The 16285-nt window shown below is 66.6% G+C and carries 18 protein-coding genes; 10 read left to right on the top strand and 8 right to left on the bottom strand.

All coding sequences use genetic code 11. From position 1 onward, the window contains the following. Positions 1–86 precede the first annotated feature (86 nt). From urtE to GFK26_RS32500, 6 genes are all read right to left on the bottom strand, one after another. The gene (gene urtE, locus GFK26_RS32475; protein WP_153285599.1) at positions 87–779 is read right to left on the bottom strand and encodes an urea ABC transporter ATP-binding subunit UrtE; all 693 of its coding nucleotides are present in this window, start codon (positions 777–779) and stop codon (positions 87–89) included. A 261-nt stretch (positions 780–1040) separates the two neighbouring features. Then, the gene (urtD, locus tag GFK26_RS32480) at positions 1041–1919 is read right to left on the bottom strand and encodes an urea ABC transporter ATP-binding protein UrtD (RefSeq protein ID WP_153285600.1); all 879 of its coding nucleotides are present in this window, start codon (positions 1917–1919) and stop codon (positions 1041–1043) included. Next, on the bottom strand, positions 1916–3130 hold the full coding sequence (urtC, locus tag GFK26_RS32485) for an urea ABC transporter permease subunit UrtC (protein ID WP_153285601.1): 1215 nt from the start codon (positions 3128–3130) through the stop codon (positions 1916–1918). Before urtC ends, urtD begins: the two co-directional genes overlap by 4 nt. After that, positions 3127–4674, bottom strand: a complete 1548-nt coding sequence (gene urtB / locus GFK26_RS32490) for an urea ABC transporter permease subunit UrtB (protein WP_153285602.1) — start codon at positions 4672–4674, stop codon at positions 3127–3129. The genes urtC and urtB overlap by 4 nt, the downstream gene beginning before the upstream one ends. A gap of 182 nt (positions 4675–4856) precedes the next feature. Next, positions 4857–6125, bottom strand: coding sequence for an urea ABC transporter substrate-binding protein (urtA, locus tag GFK26_RS32495; RefSeq protein WP_153285603.1), 1269 nt, complete (start codon positions 6123–6125; stop codon positions 4857–4859). A 115-nt stretch (positions 6126–6240) separates the two neighbouring features. After that, complete coding sequence (locus GFK26_RS32500) at positions 6241–6564, bottom strand: nucleotide pyrophosphohydrolase (RefSeq protein ID WP_153285604.1); 324 nt, start codon at positions 6562–6564, stop codon at positions 6241–6243. Here GFK26_RS32500 and GFK26_RS32505 point away from each other — a divergent pair. From GFK26_RS32505 to GFK26_RS34405, 3 genes are read left to right on the top strand one after another with little or no spacing between them, the layout of a single operon-like run. Continuing rightward, on the top strand, positions 6547–7242 hold the full coding sequence (locus GFK26_RS32505) for a nucleotidyltransferase domain-containing protein (protein ID WP_228121831.1): 696 nt from the start codon (positions 6547–6549) through the stop codon (positions 7240–7242). The two genes, GFK26_RS32500 and GFK26_RS32505, sit on opposite strands and share 18 nt — an antisense overlap. Then, on the top strand, positions 7226–7387 hold the full coding sequence (locus tag GFK26_RS34400; protein WP_228121832.1) for a hypothetical protein: 162 nt from the start codon (positions 7226–7228) through the stop codon (positions 7385–7387). The genes GFK26_RS32505 and GFK26_RS34400 overlap by 17 nt, the downstream gene beginning before the upstream one ends. A gap of 27 nt (positions 7388–7414) precedes the next feature. After that, entirely contained in the window at positions 7415–7654 is a 240-nt protein-coding gene (locus GFK26_RS34405) for a hypothetical protein (protein ID WP_228121833.1), read from the top strand. A 48-nt stretch (positions 7655–7702) separates the two neighbouring features. Here GFK26_RS34405 and GFK26_RS32515 read toward each other — a convergent pair whose 3' ends face one another. Both GFK26_RS32515 and ppk2 read right to left on the bottom strand, forming a co-directional pair. Next, a complete protein-coding gene (locus GFK26_RS32515; RefSeq protein WP_153285605.1) occupies positions 7703–8740 on the bottom strand; it encodes an alpha/beta hydrolase family esterase in 1038 nt (345 codons plus the stop codon). A gap of 50 nt (positions 8741–8790) precedes the next feature. Then, positions 8791–9717, bottom strand: coding sequence for a polyphosphate kinase 2 (ppk2, locus tag GFK26_RS32520; protein ID WP_194273993.1), 927 nt, complete (start codon positions 9715–9717; stop codon positions 8791–8793). Positions 9718–9913: 196 nt separating this feature from the next. On the opposite strand from ppk2, the gene GFK26_RS32525 reads away from it, so the two are divergent. From GFK26_RS32525 to GFK26_RS32555, 7 genes are all read left to right on the top strand, one after another. Then, a complete protein-coding gene (locus GFK26_RS32525; RefSeq protein ID WP_153285606.1) occupies positions 9914–10948 on the top strand; it encodes a transporter in 1035 nt (344 codons plus the stop codon). Between the two features lie 97 nt (positions 10949–11045). Then, positions 11046–11903: a 3',5'-nucleoside bisphosphate phosphatase gene (locus GFK26_RS32530; protein WP_153285607.1), complete on the top strand. Its 858-nt coding sequence runs from the start codon at positions 11046–11048 to the stop codon at positions 11901–11903. Next, positions 11900–12877: a DMT family transporter gene (locus GFK26_RS32535; RefSeq protein WP_153285608.1), complete on the top strand. Its 978-nt coding sequence runs from the start codon at positions 11900–11902 to the stop codon at positions 12875–12877. The genes GFK26_RS32530 and GFK26_RS32535 overlap by 4 nt, the downstream gene beginning before the upstream one ends. A gap of 16 nt (positions 12878–12893) precedes the next feature. Next, entirely contained in the window at positions 12894–13529 is a 636-nt protein-coding gene (locus GFK26_RS32540) for an L-threonylcarbamoyladenylate synthase (protein WP_153285609.1), read from the top strand. Between the two features lie 43 nt (positions 13530–13572). Continuing rightward, complete coding sequence (locus GFK26_RS32545) at positions 13573–14244, top strand: site-2 protease family protein (RefSeq protein WP_153285610.1); 672 nt, start codon at positions 13573–13575, stop codon at positions 14242–14244. A gap of 17 nt (positions 14245–14261) precedes the next feature. Further along, positions 14262–15593: a tryptophan--tRNA ligase gene (locus GFK26_RS32550; protein WP_153285611.1), complete on the top strand. Its 1332-nt coding sequence runs from the start codon at positions 14262–14264 to the stop codon at positions 15591–15593. Between the two features lie 76 nt (positions 15594–15669). Further along, entirely contained in the window at positions 15670–16272 is a 603-nt protein-coding gene (locus tag GFK26_RS32555) for a LuxR C-terminal-related transcriptional regulator (protein ID WP_056578680.1), read from the top strand. Positions 16273–16285 lie beyond the last annotated feature (13 nt).

Raw genomic sequence — 16285 nt, forward strand, 5'->3', positions numbered from 1 at the left:
GGCGAGCGCGGGCAAGGCCCGATTCTAGGGTAAACCCCTAAATTGTGAAGATGCGCTCGTGCCTGGCATCGGTACCGTCTTGCAATTCAGATCGCAACCAGCTGCCGCACGCCCTGCGCTTCCATGTCCTTGCCCAGGCCGCGCGCAATGACTTCGCCGCGCTCCATCACGAGGTAGTCGTCGGCCAGCTCCTGCGCAAAGTCGTAGTACTGCTCGCACAGCACGATGGCCATGTCGCCGCGGTCGGCGAGCATGCGGATGACGCGGCCGATGTCCTTGATGATGCTGGGCTGGATGCCCTCGGTGGGCTCGTCGAGGATCAGCAGCTTGGGCTGGGGCGCGAGGGCGCGGGCAATTGCCAGCTGCTGTTGCTGCCCGCCCGACAGGTCACCGCCGCGCCTATTGATCATCTGCTTGAGCACCGGGAACAACTCGAACAGCTCCGCAGGAATCGGCGTGCCGCCGCTCTTGTAGGCCAGCCCCATGCGCAGGTTCTCCTCGACCGTGAGCCGCGCGAAGATCTCGCGGCCCTGCGGCACGAAGCCGATGCCGGCGCGGGCGCGCTCGTACGGCGTGGCCTTCTGGATCGGTTTGCCTTCGAGTTCGATGCTGCCGCTCTTGATGGGCACGAGGCCCATCAGCGACTTCAGCAGCGTGGTCTTGCCGACGCCGTTGCGGCCGAGCAGCACGGTGACCTTGCCCAGGTGCGCCTCGAAACTGACGTCCCGCAGGATGTGCGAGCCGCCGTAGTACTGGTGGATGTTCTTGACTGTCAGCATTGGCTTGCGCCTTCCATGGCATTGGCAAGAGGTACCCGGCAGGCGGCACGGCGCGGTCGGCCCCACTGTGCCGGCCCTTCGGGCTGCCCTGCGGTGCTCGCGCTTCGCGGGGTCTCGCAGAACTCGCTTCGCTCAGACAGCTGCGAGCCCTGATCCGCGAAACGCTGCGCTCCTCGGCGGCACAGAGGGGCCGCCCACACCGCACCGCCCGCCGGGCACCTGTCGTGGATTCGGCGGCGGCTGCCTCGGCGTCGGGTGATCTCAGCGGCCAAGGTAGACCTCGATGACGCGCTCGTCGGCCTGCACTTCGTCGAGCGTGCCTTGCGCGAGCACCGAGCCGTCGCACAGCACGGTCACGATCTCGGAGATGGTGCGGATGAAGCTCATGTCGTGCTCCACCACCATCAGTGAATGCTTGCCCTTGAGCGTGAGGAAGAGTTCGGCGGTGCGCGCGGTTTCCTCGTCGGTCATGCCGGCCACGGGCTCGTCGAGCAGCAGCAGCTTCGGGTCTTGCATGAGCAGCATGCCGATTTCGAGCCACTGCTTCTGGCCGTGGCTCAGGTTGCCGGCCAGGCGCGACACGCTGTCGGCCAGGTGGATGGTTTCCAGCACTTCGGCCAGGCGGTCGCTCTGCGCCGAATCGAGCCTGAACAGCATCGACGCGCGCACGCCCTTGTCGGTCTTCAGCGCAAGCTCGAGGTTCTCGAACACGGTGAGGTGCTCGAACACCGTCGGCTTCTGGAACTTGCGGCCGATGCCCAGCTGCGCGATGTCGGCTTCGCGGTGGCGCAGCAGGTCGATGGTGCTGCCGAAGAACACGGTGCCCGAATCGGGCCGGGTCTTGCCGGTGATGATGTCCATCATCGTGGTCTTGCCTGCGCCGTTGGGGCCGATGATGCAGCGCAGCTCGCCCGGTGCAATGTCGAGCGAGAGCTTGTTGATTGCCTTGAAGCCGTCGAAGCTCACGCTCACGTCCTCAAGGTACAGGATGCGGCCGTGGGTGATGTCGACCTCGCCCGGCGTCGCGATGCGGCTGAAGCCTGCGGCGCGGCCGCCCGATTCGGTCTGGCCCGTGGCCGTGTGCAGGCCGGCCGCGCGTGCGGCGCGCTCGGCGCCGGCTTCCATGAGGTCGGGTGTCATGCGCGGGCTCCCTTCGCGTCCACGGGCAGCGAGACGAGTGCCTCAGGCTCGACGCCCTTCTCTGCGGCGATGGCGCGTCGTGCATCCTGCACGGGTTCGGCCGGCGCCGCCTTCTCGCGGGACAACCACTTCTTCACCAACCCCACGATGCCGTTCGGCAGGAACAGCGTGACAGCAATGAACAAGGCGCCCAGGAAGTACAGCCAGTACTCGGGGTAGGCCACGGTGAGCCAGCTCTTGGCGCCGTTGACGATGAACGCGCCGATGATCGGCCCGATCAGCGTGGCGCGACCGCCCACCGCGGCCCAGATCGCGATCTCGATGGAGTTGGCCGCGCTCATCTCGCCCGGGTTGATGATGCCGACCTGCGGCACATACAGCGCGCCGGCCACACCGCACATGATGGCCGAGATGACCCAGATCGTGAGCTTGTACGGCAGCGGGTTGTAGCCCGAGAACATCACGCGCGTTTCGGCATCGCGAATGGCCTGCAGCACGCGGCCGAACTTGCTGCTGATGAGCCACTTGGCGAAGAGGAAGAAGCCCAGCAGCGTGAGGCCCGTGAGCGCGAAGAGCGTCATGCGCATCTCTTGCGTGGCGATCGGGATGTTCAGGATGCGCTTGAAGTCGGTGAACCCGTTGTTGCCGCCGAAGCCCGTCTCGTTGCGGAAGAACAGCAGCATCGCCGCGAAGGTCATGGCCTGCGTGATGATCGAAAAATACACGCCCTTGATGCGCGAGCGAAACGCGAAGAAGCCGAACACGAAAGCGATGAGGCCCGGCACCGCCACGATGAGCAGCAGCGTCATGCCAAAGCTGCCGCTGAAGGTCCAGTGCCAGGGCAGCTCCTTCCAGTCGAGGAACACCATGAAGTCGGGCAGGTCGCTCTTGTAGTTGCCGTCGCGGCCGATCTGGCGCATGAGGTACATGCCCATCATGTAGCCGCCGAGCGCGAAGAAGAGGCCATGGCCCAGCGAGAGGATGCCGGTGTAGCCCCAGATCAGGTCCATGGCCAGCGCGCAGATGGCGTAGCACATGATCTTGCCGACGAGCGCGACGGCGTAGTCGCTCATGTGCAGCGGGCTGTCGGCCGACACCACGATGTTGAGCACCGGCGCGATCGCGCACACCACGATCAGCGCGACGAAGAAGGCCGTCCAGCCCTTGCCGCTCAGCAGCGGCCCTTTGGTTGGCAACGTGACCTTGCTCATGCTTCCGCGCTCCGGCCCTTCATCGCGAAGATGCCTTGCGGGCGCTTCTGGATGAAGATGATGATGAAAACGAGCACCGCGATCTTCGCGAGCACCGCGCCCGCCCAGCCTTCGATGAACTTGTTGAGAATGCCCAGCCCCAGCGCCGCATACACGGTGCCCGCGAGCTGGCCGACGCCGCCCATCACGACCACCATGAAGCTGTCGACGATGTAGCTCTGGCCCAGGTCGGGGCCGACGTTGCCGATCTGGCTGAGCGCGCAGCCCGCCAGGCCCGCGATGCCCGAGCCGAGCGCGAAGGCGTAGGTGTCGATGCGCGCGGTGTTCACGCCCATGCACGAGGCGATCGGGCGGTTCTGCGTGACGCCGCGCACGAAGAGGCCCAGGCGCGTCTTGCCGATGAGCCAGCCCATCGCAAGCAACACCAGCGCCGCAAAGATGACGATGCAGATGCGGTTCCATGGCAGCGTGACGTTGCTCAACATCGTGAAGCCGCCGCTCATCCAGCCGGGGTTTTCTACGCCGACGTTCTGTGCGCCGAAGAGCGTGCGCACGAGTTGCTGCAGCATCAGGCTGATGCCCCATGTGGCCAGCAGCGTCTCGAGCGGGCGGCCGTAGAGGAAGCGGATGACGCCACGTTCGAGCACCGCGCCCACGAGCGCCGAGGCGAGGAACGACACGGGAATCGCAGCGACCAGGTACCAGCCGAACGCCGCCTCGGGCATGTACTTCTGGAAGATGCCCTGCATCACGTAGGTGGCGTAGGCGCCGATCATCATCAGCTCGCCGTGCGCCATGTTGATGACGCCCATCAGCCCGTAGGTGATGGCCAGGCCGAGCGCGGCGAGCAGCAGCACCGACCCCAGGCTGATGCCGCTGAACACGGCGTTGATGCGATCGCCCCAGACCAGCGCGCCGTCGATGTTCGCGATGGAGGCGGTGATGGCCGCCTTCACATCGGCTTCGGTCTCGTCGGCCAGGCGCTGGTTGAGCAGCAGCTTGGTGTCGGGGTTCTGGTTGTTGCCCAGTTCCTTGGCCGCGGCGAGGCGCTTGGCCTTGTCCGTGCTGGTGAGCATGCTCGCGGCGCGCACGAGTTCGAGCTGCGCCTTGATCTTCGGATTCTTTTCGGCGGCCAGCGCCTTCTCGACCATCGGCACGCGCGATTCGTCGGACTCCTTGAAGAGCGCCTGCGCGGCTTCGGCGCGCACTGCGTCGTCGGTGCTCGTGAGCTTGAGCGCGGCCTGCGCGGCATCGAGTGCGCCGCGCATGAGGTTGTTGTTGACGACGTCTTCGGCGGTGTCGGGCACCTTCAGCTCGGCGCCGGTGACAGGATCAAAACCCTTGTCGTCCTTCATCACGAAGACCTTGTCTTCGGTGTACTTCACGGCGTCGTCGGCCATGGCCTGGATGAAGGCGGAGGTCTTGTCGTCGGCAGTGAGCACGGCCTTGTTGAGCGCGGCGATGCGGGCTTCGGACTCGCCGGAGGCGATGGCCCGGGCTTCGTCGGCGGTCAGCGCGTGGGCGGCCGGCGCTGCGAGGAGCATGGCGGCGAAGGCGCAGTGAAGGGTTCGTCGAAGCATCATGAACTTGGAAGTTGGGGTTGGCCCCTTCCCCTTCCGGGGGAAGGTTGGGATGGGGGCACGCGGCGCCCGGACAAGCGCAGTGCTCGAATCGATCGCCGTCAGCCCCCCCCCTGCCCTCCCCCGAAGGGGAGGGAGAAACTCGCTTACATCGACTTGCCGGCAGGCTGATCCGGCTTCTTGTCGTTGCCTTCGATGTACGGGCTCCAAGGCTTGGCCTTCACCGGACCCGGCGTCTTCCACACCACGCCGAACTGCCCGTCGGCCTTGATCTCGCCGATGAACACGCTCTTGTGCAGGTGATGGTTCTTCTCGTCCATCTTCGAGACGATGCCCGACGGGGCCGTGAAGGTCTGGCCGGCCATCGCCGCGATCACCTTGTCGGTGTCGGTCGACTTGGCCTTCTCCACCGCCTGCTTCCACATGTGGATGCCGATCCAGGTGGCTTCCATCGGGTCGTTGGTGAGCGGCTTGTCCTTGTGGCCGGCGATGTTCTTGGCCTTGGCGTAGTCGCCCCATTGCTTGATGAACGCCGTGTTGGTCGGGTTCTTGATCGACATGAAGTAGTTCCATGCCGCGAGGTGACCCACGAGCGGCTTGGTGTCCACGCCGCGCAGTTCTTCTTCGCCCACCGAGAAGGCGACGACCGGCACGTCCTTGGCCTTCAGGCCCGCGTTGCCCAGCTCCTTGTAGAAGGGGACGTTGGAGTCGCCGTTGATGGTCGAGACCACCGCCGTCTTGCCGCCGGCCGAGAACTTCTTGATGTCGGCGACGATGGTCTGGTAGTCGCTGTGGCCGAAGGGCGTGTACTTCTCGTCGATGTCGGTGTCCTTCACGCCCTTACTCTTGAGGTAGGCGCGCAGGATCTTGTTGGTGGTGCGGGGGTACACGTAGTCGGTGCCCAGCAGCACCCAGCGCTTGGCGCCGCCGCCTTCCTTGCTCATGAGGTAGTCGACGGCCGGAATGGCTTGCTGGTTGGGCGCGGCGCCCGTGTAGAACACATTCTTCGAGAGCTCTTCGCCTTCGTACTGCACGGGGTAGAACAAGAGGCCGTTCATTTCCTCGACCACTGGCAGCACCGACTTGCGCGACACCGAGGTCCAGCAGCCGAAGATCACCGAGACCTTGTCCTGGCCGAGCAGCTGCTTGGTCTTTTCGGCGAACAGCGGCCAGTTGGAGGCCGGGTCGACGATCACGGGCTCGAGCTGCTTGCCCAGCACGCCGCCCTTCTTGTTGATGTCGTCGATGGCCATCAGCACCGTGTCTTTCAACACGGTTTCCGAAATGGCCATCGTGCCCGACAGCGAATGCAGCACGCCGACCTTGATGGTGTCGGCGGCAAATGCGGGGGCAGCACCAATGCTGGCCAGCGCGACGGCGGCGGTGAGCGCCTGAAGGGTGAAACGACGTTGCATGTGGACTCCTGCTCCGGGTTGATTGAACCGTTCGCCAGCACAGGGCTGGCGATGGAGGGAGTCTGCGGAACGCACCACCAAGGGGAAATACGCCGGGTGGCGTACACGGAGGTACTCAGGCGGGTGGCGGCACCGGGTACTTCACGGCGTTGGCGAGCATCTTGTGCTTCGCCGCCTCGACCGGGTCGATGTCGAGCTTGTCGGCGAGCTGCAGCAGGTAGAGCAGGACGTCCGCGATCTCGGTGCCGATCTCGGCGCGCTTGTCTTCAGGCAGCGACCGGCTCTGCGCCTCGGTGAGCCACTGGAAGTGCTCAAGCAGCTCGGCGGCTTCGACCGACAGCGCGGCGGCGAGGTTCTTGGGGGAGTGAAATTGCTCCCAGTCGCGGGCCTGCGCGAAGTCGCGCAAGGCCTGGGTCAGCGATTGCAGGTCATCGGCCATGACAGTCCTGTAGAGATTGAACAACCCAATTTGGGCATTAAGATACCCAAAATGGGTAAATTGAAATCACCAGCACCGGTTGTCGAGAAGTCCGCCAGCCTGGCGGACGCCCTGTTCACGACCACGCAGCAGCGTGTGCTGGGTTGCCTCTTCGGCCAGCCGGACCGGAGTTTCTTTTCCAGTGAATTGATCAAGCTTACCGGCGCGGGCTCGGGCGCGGTGCAGCGTGAACTCCAGCAACTGACCGCCAGCGGACTGCTCACGACGTCGCGTGTCGGCAACCAGAAGCACTACCGCGCCAACGCGGACGCGCCGATCTTCGAAGAGCTGTGCGGCATCGTGCGCAAGACCTTCGGGCTCGCAGGCCCGCTGCGCGATGCCTTGCAGCCGGTGGCCGACAAGATCGACGCGGCCTTCGTCTTCGGCTCGGTGGCCAAGAAGAGCGACACCGCATCCAGCGACATCGACCTGCTGCTGATCAGTGACGAACTTGCGTATTCGGATCTCTTTCTCGCCCTCGACACGGTCTCGGCGCGCCTCGGCCGTACAGTGAATCCCACCCTGTTCACGAGGAAAGAACTGATGCGAAAGCTCAAGGACGGCGAATCTTTCGCCACACGCGTCATGGCACAGCCCAAGCTCTGGGTGATCGGCGACGCGCATGCCCTCCCCGCTTGACAACCTGTGCGGTCCGTCGAAACCACTGACGGCCGAAGCACCCGATGCACGCGAGTTCGCGGGCCTGCTTCGCTCCGAGCTGGCGCGTCTGGCCGATGCGCAGGTCGCCCAGCTCTCGCTGGAAAGCCGCTTCGATCTGGCCTAGAACTCGGCGCATGCCTTGTGCCTCGCGGTGCTGCGATGGCATGGCTACCGATCGGGCAACCGCTTCATCGTCTTCCAGGTGCTGCCGCACACCCTGGCGCTGGGGCCGGAAGTCTGGCGCGTGCTGGCCAAGGGGCACGAGATTCGCAACCTCGGTGAATACGAAGGCGACATGAACATCGATGAGCGCATCGTGCGCGACCTCATCGCCGCCTCTCAGCGCGTGGCCTCGGCGCTGTCCGGGTTGCCTCCTCCTGCCACCTCCTAGCGCTGTCGCACACCGCGCGCCTGGTGTGTCCGTCAAGGCGCCAGCCGCTTACCGCACGCGCTTGAACTGCGCGGCCGCAAACGCCCACGCCATGCGCGTCGCATCCGGCCCGATCGGGTCGCTGAACAGCTGCCCCCGCGTCCCGCCGCTCCACGAGTGGCCGAGCCCCGCGATCTCGCACAGCGTGACGACGGTGCGGCCCTGGCGCTTGAAGTCGGTCACGCGCATGGCGCGGCGCTGGCCGCGCTGCAGGTCGCGCGCCACGCCGGCGTGCGCGCCCACGGCGGCGGCCCAGACGGCCGCGCTGCTCACGGCATTGCTGGGCGCGACGACCGCGTCGGCGTCGCCGTGCAGCACCAGCATCGGAGGCAGCGTCGTGAAGACGGCGGCCGCGCCCATGGCCTTGCCGACCGCGGTGACGAGCATCGGCGGCACGTGCTGGCCGCGCATGGCGCCGAGCGCGGTGGCCGACGACTTGGCGGCGCCCGGCGCGACGCCCGAGTGCATGACCACGGCGCGAAAGCGGTTCGCATAGCGCGTGGCCAGCAGCGCCGCCATGCTCGCGCCCGCCGACAGGCCGGCGATGGCCACGCGGTCGCGGTCCACGGGGTACAGCATGCAGGCCTGGTCGACGGCGGCCATCAGCGTGGCGGCCTCGGCGTCGGCCTTGCCCGAGCGGCGTTCGTACCAGTTCCAGCAGCCCTGCGGATGGGCGATGCGGTCCTGCTCGGGATAGAGGACGAGAAAACGCTGGCGCACCGCGAGTGCGTTCATGCGCGTGCTGGCCGCGAAGTCGCGCCCGGTCTGGCCGCAGCCGTGCAGCATGACCATGAGCGGGAGTTTCTCGCCGGGTTGCAGCGCCAGGTCGGCCGGGCGGAACAAGTGATAACCGCGCGCGCCACCCGCGCCCATCGCCATGCCGCTGAGCCAGTCGCCCTTGCCGGGCGGCGGCTTGAGCCGCTTGGCGGTCGCGCGTTGCACCTGACCCGCCACGCGCTTGCCGTTGCTCAGCGTGAGCTTGGTGAGCGCCTTCAGGTTGCGCTCGTAAGCGCGGGCGAAGAAGGAAGCGGTGGAGCGACGGGCCATGGCGCAGTGTGCAGGCAAAAGCGCCGGGCGGCCAAACGGCCGCGGACCCCTCAGTAGATCTCCGGGACGATCATGTTCGCAGGCACAGGCTGACGCAGGTAGTCGTCGTGCCGCTCGCGCGCAGGCAACTCGACCGGCGCATGCGCCACTTCCTGGTAGGGCAGCTGGCCCAGCAGGTGGCTGATGCAGTTCAGGCGCGCCTTTTTCTTGTCGACGGCCTGCACCACCCACCACGGCGCCTCGGGGATGTGGGTGCGCTCCAGCATGATCTCCTTGGCCTTGGTGTATTCCTCCCAGCGGCGGCGGCTTTCGAGGTCCATGGGGCTGAGCTTCCACTGCTTGAGCGGGTCGTGGATGCGGCCCAGGAAGCGCATGTGCTGCTCGTCGTCGGTGATGGAGAACCAGTACTTGATGACCTTGATGCCCGAGCGCACGAGCATCTTCTCGAACTCGGGCACGGTGCGGAAGAACTCCTCGTACTCGTCGTCGCTGCAGAAGCCCATCACGCGCTCGACGCCGGCGCGGTTGTACCAGCTGCGGTCGAACAGCACCATCTCGCCGGCGGCCGGCAGGTGCGCCACGTAGCGCTGGAAGTACCACTGCGTGCGTTCGCGGTCGTTGGGTGCGGGCAGCGCGGCCACGCGCGCCACGCGCGGGTTCAGGCGCTGGGTGATGCGCTTGATGACACCGCCCTTGCCCGCCGCATCGCGGCCCTCGAAAAGAATGACGACCTTCTGCTTGCTGTGCTGCACCCAGTCCTGCAGCTTGACCAGTTCGCCCTGCAGGCGGAACAGCTCCTTGAAATAGGCCTGGCGCGCCGCCTTGTCGGACACGGAAGACGCGGCCGAGGCGGGGTCGAGCCCGTCGAGGTTGCGGTCTTCGATTTCCAGCTCGAGCTCTTCGTCGTAGCTGTCGATCAGGTCGCGGGCGATGCGTTGCATCAGGTCTTCGTGGTCGGGAAGTGCGCTCGTCAGCATGATGAAAAGGGGCAAGAGTGGCGGGTAGACAAAAAGCATGCTGCACCCGCCGCATGACGGCGGCGTGACGGTTTTGCGGCTGATTTCTGTCAGCCGACACGCCGTTGTCACATGGCGCGAACACCATCCGGAGCACGCTAGCAGCCCGCCGACCGGGGGGCGCCTGTTGTTCCCACGTCTTTTCTGACCACGCACCTTGTCGGTATTTCATGACCTCGCCGCGCAGTCCTATGGCGGTGACGAAGCCGGGCTGATCTGCGGCTATCTGTTCGACGCCGCGGCGCCGGAGCCCGCGCGGGCGATCGATTCGGCGCAGGCCGCCACGTGGCTGGCCGACGCGGACCGCGTCGCGGACAGCGGCGCCTACGTGTGGCTGCACTTCAACCTGAGCCATGCCCATGCGGAGCGTTGGCTGACGCGGCACGCGGCGCTGTCGGACACCTTCTACGAAACGCTGCACGAAGGCTTGCCCTCCACGCGCATCGAGCGTGCCGACGACTCGCTGATCGCGGTCATCAACGACGTGCATTTCGAGTTCAGCTTCGAGCCCTCGGACATTTCCACGCTGTGGATCAGCGTCGGCCCGCGCCTGGTGGTCACGGCGCGGACCAAGCCGCTGCGCTCGGTCGACGCGCTGCGCACGGCCGTGAAGGCGGGCGAGGCGCCGCGCTCGAGCACCGAGCTGCTCGAGCACCTGCTGCGCGCGCAGGCCGACGTGCTGGTGAAGATCGTGCGTGGCGTGACCTCGCGCATCGACCGGATCGAGGACGAGCTGCTGGCCGGCCGCCTCGATCACAAGCGCGCGCGGCTGGGCGTGCTGCGCCGGCTGCTGGTGCGGCTGCAGCGGCTGCTGGCGCCCGAGCCGGCCGCGCTGTTCCGCCTGCTGCAGGGCCCGCCGGCGTGGATGGCCGAGGCCGACGCACAGGAGCTGCGCGGCTCGACCGAGGAGTTCTCGGTGGTGCTGCGCGACATGCAGGCGCTGCAGGAACGCATCAAGCTGCTGCAGGAAGAAATAGCGGCCAACGTCAACGAGGACAACAACCGCAGCCTGTTCGTGCTGACGGTGGTCACGGTGCTGGCGCTGCCGATCAACATCCTGGCCGGCCTGTTCGGCATGAACGTGGGCGGCATTCCGCTGGCGGAGCACAGGCACGGGTTCTGGATCGTGGTGGCGATCGTGGCCACCTTCACCGCGGTGGCCGCATGGACGGCATTCCGCAAGAAGCGCTGAGGCGCATGCCCCGTCGCATTAATGCTATTTATTTAGTAGCATCTTCCATAGCATCCATGCGCCCGCGTCAATATTCCAGACCCCCTAGAATGGCGGGGTGTCCTCCATTCTCAATGCCGATCTTCACTGCCACTCCGTGGTCTCCGACGGCACATTGACGCCCGAAGAACTGGCCGCACGCGCCGCCGCCAACGGGGTCGAGCTCTGGGCCCTCACCGACCACGACGAGGTCGGCGGCCAGCACCGCGCTGCCGCCGCGGCCCGCGCGAACGGCATGCGCTACCTCACCGGCACCGAGATCTCGGTGACCTTCGCGAACGAAACCGTGCACATCGTCGGCCTGGGCTTCGACCCCGACGACGCCGCCATGTCGCAGGGCCTGTACGACACGCGCGGCGGCCGCGGCAAGCGCGCGCAGGAAATGTCCGAGGGGCTGGCCAAGGTCGGCATCCATGGCGCCTACGAAGGCGCGCTCAAGTTCGTCGGCAACCCCGAACTGATTTCGCGCACGCACTTCGCGCGCTTCCTGGTCGAGCAGGGCCATTGCCGCGACACGCCCGAGGTGTTTCGCAAGTTCCTCACCGAAGGCAAGCCGGGCTATGTGCCGCACCGCTGGGCCTCGCTGAAAGATGCCGTGCAGTGGATCACCGCCGCCAAGGGCATGGCCGTGATCGCGCACCCGGGCCGCTACAAGTTCACGGCCAACGAGGAGTACGCGCTGTTCCTCGAGTTCAAGGCGCATGGCGGCCAGGCGATCGAGGTCGTCACGGGCAGCCACACGACGGCCGAATACGTCGAGTACGCCGACAAGGCGCTCGAGTTCGATTTCGCCGCCTCGCGCGGCAGCGATTTCCACAGCCCCGACGAGAGCCACTGCGATCTCGGCAAGCTGCCACCGTTGCCCGGCGCCCTCACGCCGGTGTGGGAACTGCTCGGCCACCGCATCCAGCAGTGAGCCAGAGCCCCGGGCCCGGCACCGACAACGCGGCCAGCGCCGCGCTGGCCCAGGCACGCGCCGCGGCGCAAATCAGCCGCCGCACCGAGTCCGAACGCATCCTCGCGGGCATCGGGCTGGTGATGCTGGCCGTGGCCTGCTTCGCCACGCTCGACACCGCCACCAAGTACTCGACGCTCGCCGTGCCCGTGCTCATGGGCGTGTGGTTCCGCTACGCCTTCCAGGCCGTGGCCACCACGCTGGTGCTGCTGCCGCTGCGCGGCACGGCCCTGCTGCGCACGCAGCACCCGCGCTACCAGGCGCTGCGCGGGGCGCTGCTGCTGGGCTCGAGCCTTTTTGCCTTCCTGAGCCTGCGCTACATGCCGCTGGCCGAGTTCACGTCGATCGTGCTGATCGCGCCGCTGGTCATCACGCTGCTGGCGGCCACCACGCTCAAGGAACAGGTCTCGCCGCTGCGCTGGACGCTGGTGGCGGGTGGCTTCCTCGGCACGCTGGTCATCCTGCGCCCGGGCGGCGGCAGCTTCAGCTGGGCCGTGTTGCTGCCGCTGGGGCTGGTGCTGACCAACGCCTGGTTCCAGGTGCTTACCAGCAAGCTCGCACAGACCGAGAACCCGCTGACGATGCACTTCTACACGGGCTGGGTCGGCACGCTGCTCGCCTCGGTGGCCGTGCCCTTCGCCTGGACCGCCCTGCCCTCGTGGGAATGGTGGGCGCTGCTGTGTCTCATGGGTTTCATGGGCACGGTGGGACACTTCATGCTGATCCTGGCCTACCAGCGCGCGCCGGCGTCCACCCTCACGCCGTACCTGTACGCGCAGATCGCCTTTGCGATGCTGGGCGGCTGGCTCATCTTTTCCCACGTGCCCGACCGCTTCTCGCTGATCGGCATGGCGATGATCGCCGTGTGCGGCGCCGCCGGTGCGTGGCTCACCGTGCGCGAGCGGCGTGTGCCGATCGAACCCGCGGAATCCTGATCAGGAGATCTTCCTCATGGCCCAGTACTTCGAAGTCCATCCCGAGAACCCGCAGCAGCGCCTGCTGAAGCAGGCCGTGGCGCTGCTCGCGCGCGGCGAGATCGTGGCGGTGCCCACCGACTCCAGCTACGCGCTGGCCTGCCACCTGGACGACAAGGACGCGGTCGACCAGCTGCGCCGCATCCGCCAGGTCGACGAGAAACACCACCTCACGCTGCTGTGCCGCGACCTGAGCGAGCTGGCCAACTACGCGCGCGTCGACAACAAGCAGTACCGCCTGCTGAAGGCCGCCACGCCCGGGCCCTACACCTTCCTGCTCGAAGCCACCAAGGAAGTGCCGCGCCGCGTGAGCCACCCGCAGCGCAAGACCATCGGCCTGCGTGTGCCCGACCACAAGGTGCTGCTGGAGCTGCTGTCGCTGCACGGCGCGCCGCTGCTGGCCACCACCCTCATCGCGCCCGGCGAGACCGAGGCGCTGAACGACGCACAGGAAATCCGCGACCGCTTCGAGAAGCAGATCGGCGCCGTCATCGACGCTGGCGCCTGCCCGTCGCAGCCGACCACCGTGGTCGACCTCACGCCCATGGGCACGGGCGACGACCCGGTCGTGGTGCGCCAGGGCCGGGGTGCACTCGCGGTGCTTGGCCTCTGACAAACGGCTCGGCCGCCCCATTCCTCTCTGACACAATCACGCAGTGGATATTTCCAATCTGATACAGACGGTCCTGATTTACGCACTGCCGGTGATCTTCGCGATCACCGTGCACGAAGCGGCGCACGGCTACGTGGCACGCCACTTCGGGGACAACACCGCGGCCATGATGGGCCGCGTGACGCTCAACCCGCTGAAGCACATCGACCCCATCGGGACCATCCTGATGCCGCTGATGCTGTACTTCGCGACTTCGGGCGCCTTCCTGTTCGGCTATGCCAAGCCGGTGCCGGTCAACTTCAACCGCCTGCGCCATCCCAAGCGCGACATGATCTGGGTCGCGCTCGCGGGCCCCGCGTCCAATTTCATCCAGGCCATCCTGTGGGCCGTGCTGCTGATCGCGATCGTCGCGGCCGGCGTCAATGAAACCTTTTTCATCAAGATGGCGCAGGGCGGCGTGCTGGTCAACCTCGTGATGTGGGCCTTCAACCTGTTCCCGCTGCCCCCGCTCGACGGCGGCCGCGTGCTCGCCGGCCTGCTGCCCAGCGGCCCGGCGCAAAATTTCCTGGCGCGCATCGAGCCCTACGGTTTCTTCATCGTGATGGCGCTGGTGCTTGCCGGCATCGTCAGCAACTACTGGCTGCGCCCGCTGATGGATGCCGGCTACTTCGTGGTCAACCTGCTCATCACGCCGCTCAAGGCAATGCTGCTCTAAGTTTCTTCTTCCGTCCCATGGCTTCGTCTTCTCCCGCTCCCCTGCGCGTCCTGACCGGCATCACGCCGTCGGGCACGCCGCATCTCGGCAACTACGTCGGCTCGATCCGCCACTCGGTGCGCCAGAGCGTCGCGGCCGGCGTCGAGAGCTACTTCTTCCTGGCCGACTACCACGCACTCATCAAGGTGCAGGAGCCCGCGCTCATCCAGCGTTCCACGCTCGAAATCGCCGCCAGTTGGCTGGCCTGCGGGCTCGACCCCGAACGCGTCACGTTCTATCGCCAGTCGGACATCGCCGAGATCACCGAGCTCACCTGGTTCCTGACCTGCGTCACCGGCAAGGGCGTGCTCAACCGCGCCCACGCCTACAAGGCCCAGCTCGACAAGAACATCGCCAAGGGCGAAGAGCCCGATGCCGACGTCACCGCGGGCCTGTTCATGTACCCCGTGCTCATGGGCGCCGACATCCTGATGTTCAACGCCCACAAGGTGCCCGTGGGCCGCGACCAGGTGCAGCACATCGAGATGGCGCGCGACATGGCGCAGCGCTTCAACCACCAGTACGGCGAGCACTTCACGCTGCCCGACGCCGAGATCGACGATGCGGTCGCCACCTTGCCCGGCCTGGACGGCCGCAAGATGAGCAAGAGCTACAACAACACGATCCCGCTGTTCGCGCCGCGCGCGCAGCTGCAAAAGCAGATCGCCAGCATCGTCACCGACTCGCGCGCGCCCGGCGAGCCCAAGGACACCGAGGGCTCGGCCCTCTTCCAGATCTACCAAGCCTTCGCCAGCACCGAGGAAACCGAAGCGCTGCGCAAGGCGTACGCCGACGGCATCGCCTGGGGCGACGCCAAGCAGGTGCTGTTCGAGCGCATCGACCGCGAAGTGGCGCCGCTGCGCGCGCGCTACGAGGCGCTCATGAACGACCCCGCCGAGATCGAGCGCATCCTGCTGCTAGGGGCCGAGAAGGCGCGCAAGCTGTCGCGCCCCTTCATGACCTCGCTGCGCCACGCGGTCGGCCTGCGCAACCTCGCGGCGGGCCGCGACGGCGGCGGCACCAAGGCTGCCAAGGTGGCAAAGCCCAGCTTCAAGCAATACCGCGAGAAGGCCGACGGCCTTTTCTATTTCAAGCTGCTCGATGCGCGCGGCGAAACCCTTCTGCAAAGCCGTGGATTCGCGTCACCGCAGGAAGCGGGCCGTACCATCGCCGACTTGCAGGCGCAACGCGGCGCGGCGCTCACGGCACTGGCCGCGCAGCTCGAACCGGTCGACGCGCAACAGGCTCGCGCCGCCACCGAGGCGCTGGAGGCACTGGCGGAGGCAACGTCCACCACTCAGGGACATTGATCCGGCAACGACCCGCAGGCCATCCGCCTACGGGTGCGACAAGAGAGAAGACGGTGCGATCACAAAGGAAGAAAACATGAGCATTTATGTCATCGACGACCACCCCCTGATGCGCGACGCGATCGTGATGGTCCTGCGTCGCCTGCGCCCCGCCGAGAACATCGTCGAGCTCGAGCGGCTCGACAAGCTCGCCAGTTCGGTCCAGCAGCGTGGCGCGCCCACCCTTTTCTGCCTGGACCTGAAGCTGCCGGACACCAATGGCGTCTCGGGCGTGATCGCGGTCAAGCAGGTCTATCCGAACGTGCCGATCGCCGTGTATTCGGCGGCCCCGGCTGCCGACATGGAAGACGCCTGCATCGAGGCCGGCGCTGATACCTACATCGAGAAGTCGGCCAGCTCCAACGAGCTGGCAGCCGCCCTGCGCGGCCTGCTGATGGCCGGGTCGGAAGACGACACCGAAGAGATGCCGGCCGCCAACAGCGGCAAGCTCTCCAAGCGCCAGACCCAGCTGATCGCCATGCTCGACAAGGGCATGAGCAACCGCGACATCGCGACCGACCTGGAGATCAGCGAACACACGGTGAAGGTGCACCTGTGGCGCCTGTTCCGCCGCCTGGGCGTGAAGAGCCGTACGCAGGCCCTGCACTACGCACGCACGAATGGGCTGCTCTCGGGCTGAGCCCGCGAAGCTG

Origin of the sequence: Variovorax paradoxus, from assembly GCF_009498455.1 — a bacterium.
Taxonomy (GTDB): domain Bacteria; phylum Pseudomonadota; class Gammaproteobacteria; order Burkholderiales; family Burkholderiaceae_C; genus Variovorax; species Variovorax paradoxus_H.

Coding starts and splice junctions, on each gene's coding strand:
- GFK26_RS32500 (WP_153285604.1), bottom strand. CDS start 6,564: ATGGCCGATGACCTGCAATCGCTGACCCAGGCCTTGCGCGACTTCGCG.
- urtC (WP_153285601.1), bottom strand. CDS start 3,130: ATGAGCAAGGTCACGTTGCCAACCAAAGGGCCGCTGCTGAGCGGCAAG.
- urtA (WP_153285603.1), bottom strand. CDS start 6,125: ATGCAACGTCGTTTCACCCTTCAGGCGCTCACCGCCGCCGTCGCGCTG.
- GFK26_RS32550 (WP_153285611.1), top strand. CDS start 14,262: ATGGCTTCGTCTTCTCCCGCTCCCCTGCGCGTCCTGACCGGCATCACG.
- urtD (WP_153285600.1), bottom strand. CDS start 1,919: ATGACACCCGACCTCATGGAAGCCGGCGCCGAGCGCGCCGCACGCGCG.
- ppk2 (WP_194273993.1), bottom strand. CDS start 9,717: ATGCTGACGAGCGCACTTCCCGACCACGAAGACCTGATGCAACGCATC.
- GFK26_RS32515 (WP_153285605.1), bottom strand. CDS start 8,740: ATGGCCCGTCGCTCCACCGCTTCCTTCTTCGCCCGCGCTTACGAGCGC.
- GFK26_RS34400 (WP_228121832.1), top strand. CDS start 7,226: ATGCCCTCCCCGCTTGACAACCTGTGCGGTCCGTCGAAACCACTGACG.
- GFK26_RS32540 (WP_153285609.1), top strand. CDS start 12,894: ATGGCCCAGTACTTCGAAGTCCATCCCGAGAACCCGCAGCAGCGCCTG.
- urtE (WP_153285599.1), bottom strand. CDS start 779: ATGCTGACAGTCAAGAACATCCACCAGTACTACGGCGGCTCGCACATC.
- urtB (WP_153285602.1), bottom strand. CDS start 4,674: ATGCTCCTCGCAGCGCCGGCCGCCCACGCGCTGACCGCCGACGAAGCC.
- GFK26_RS32555 (WP_056578680.1), top strand. CDS start 15,670: ATGAGCATTTATGTCATCGACGACCACCCCCTGATGCGCGACGCGATC.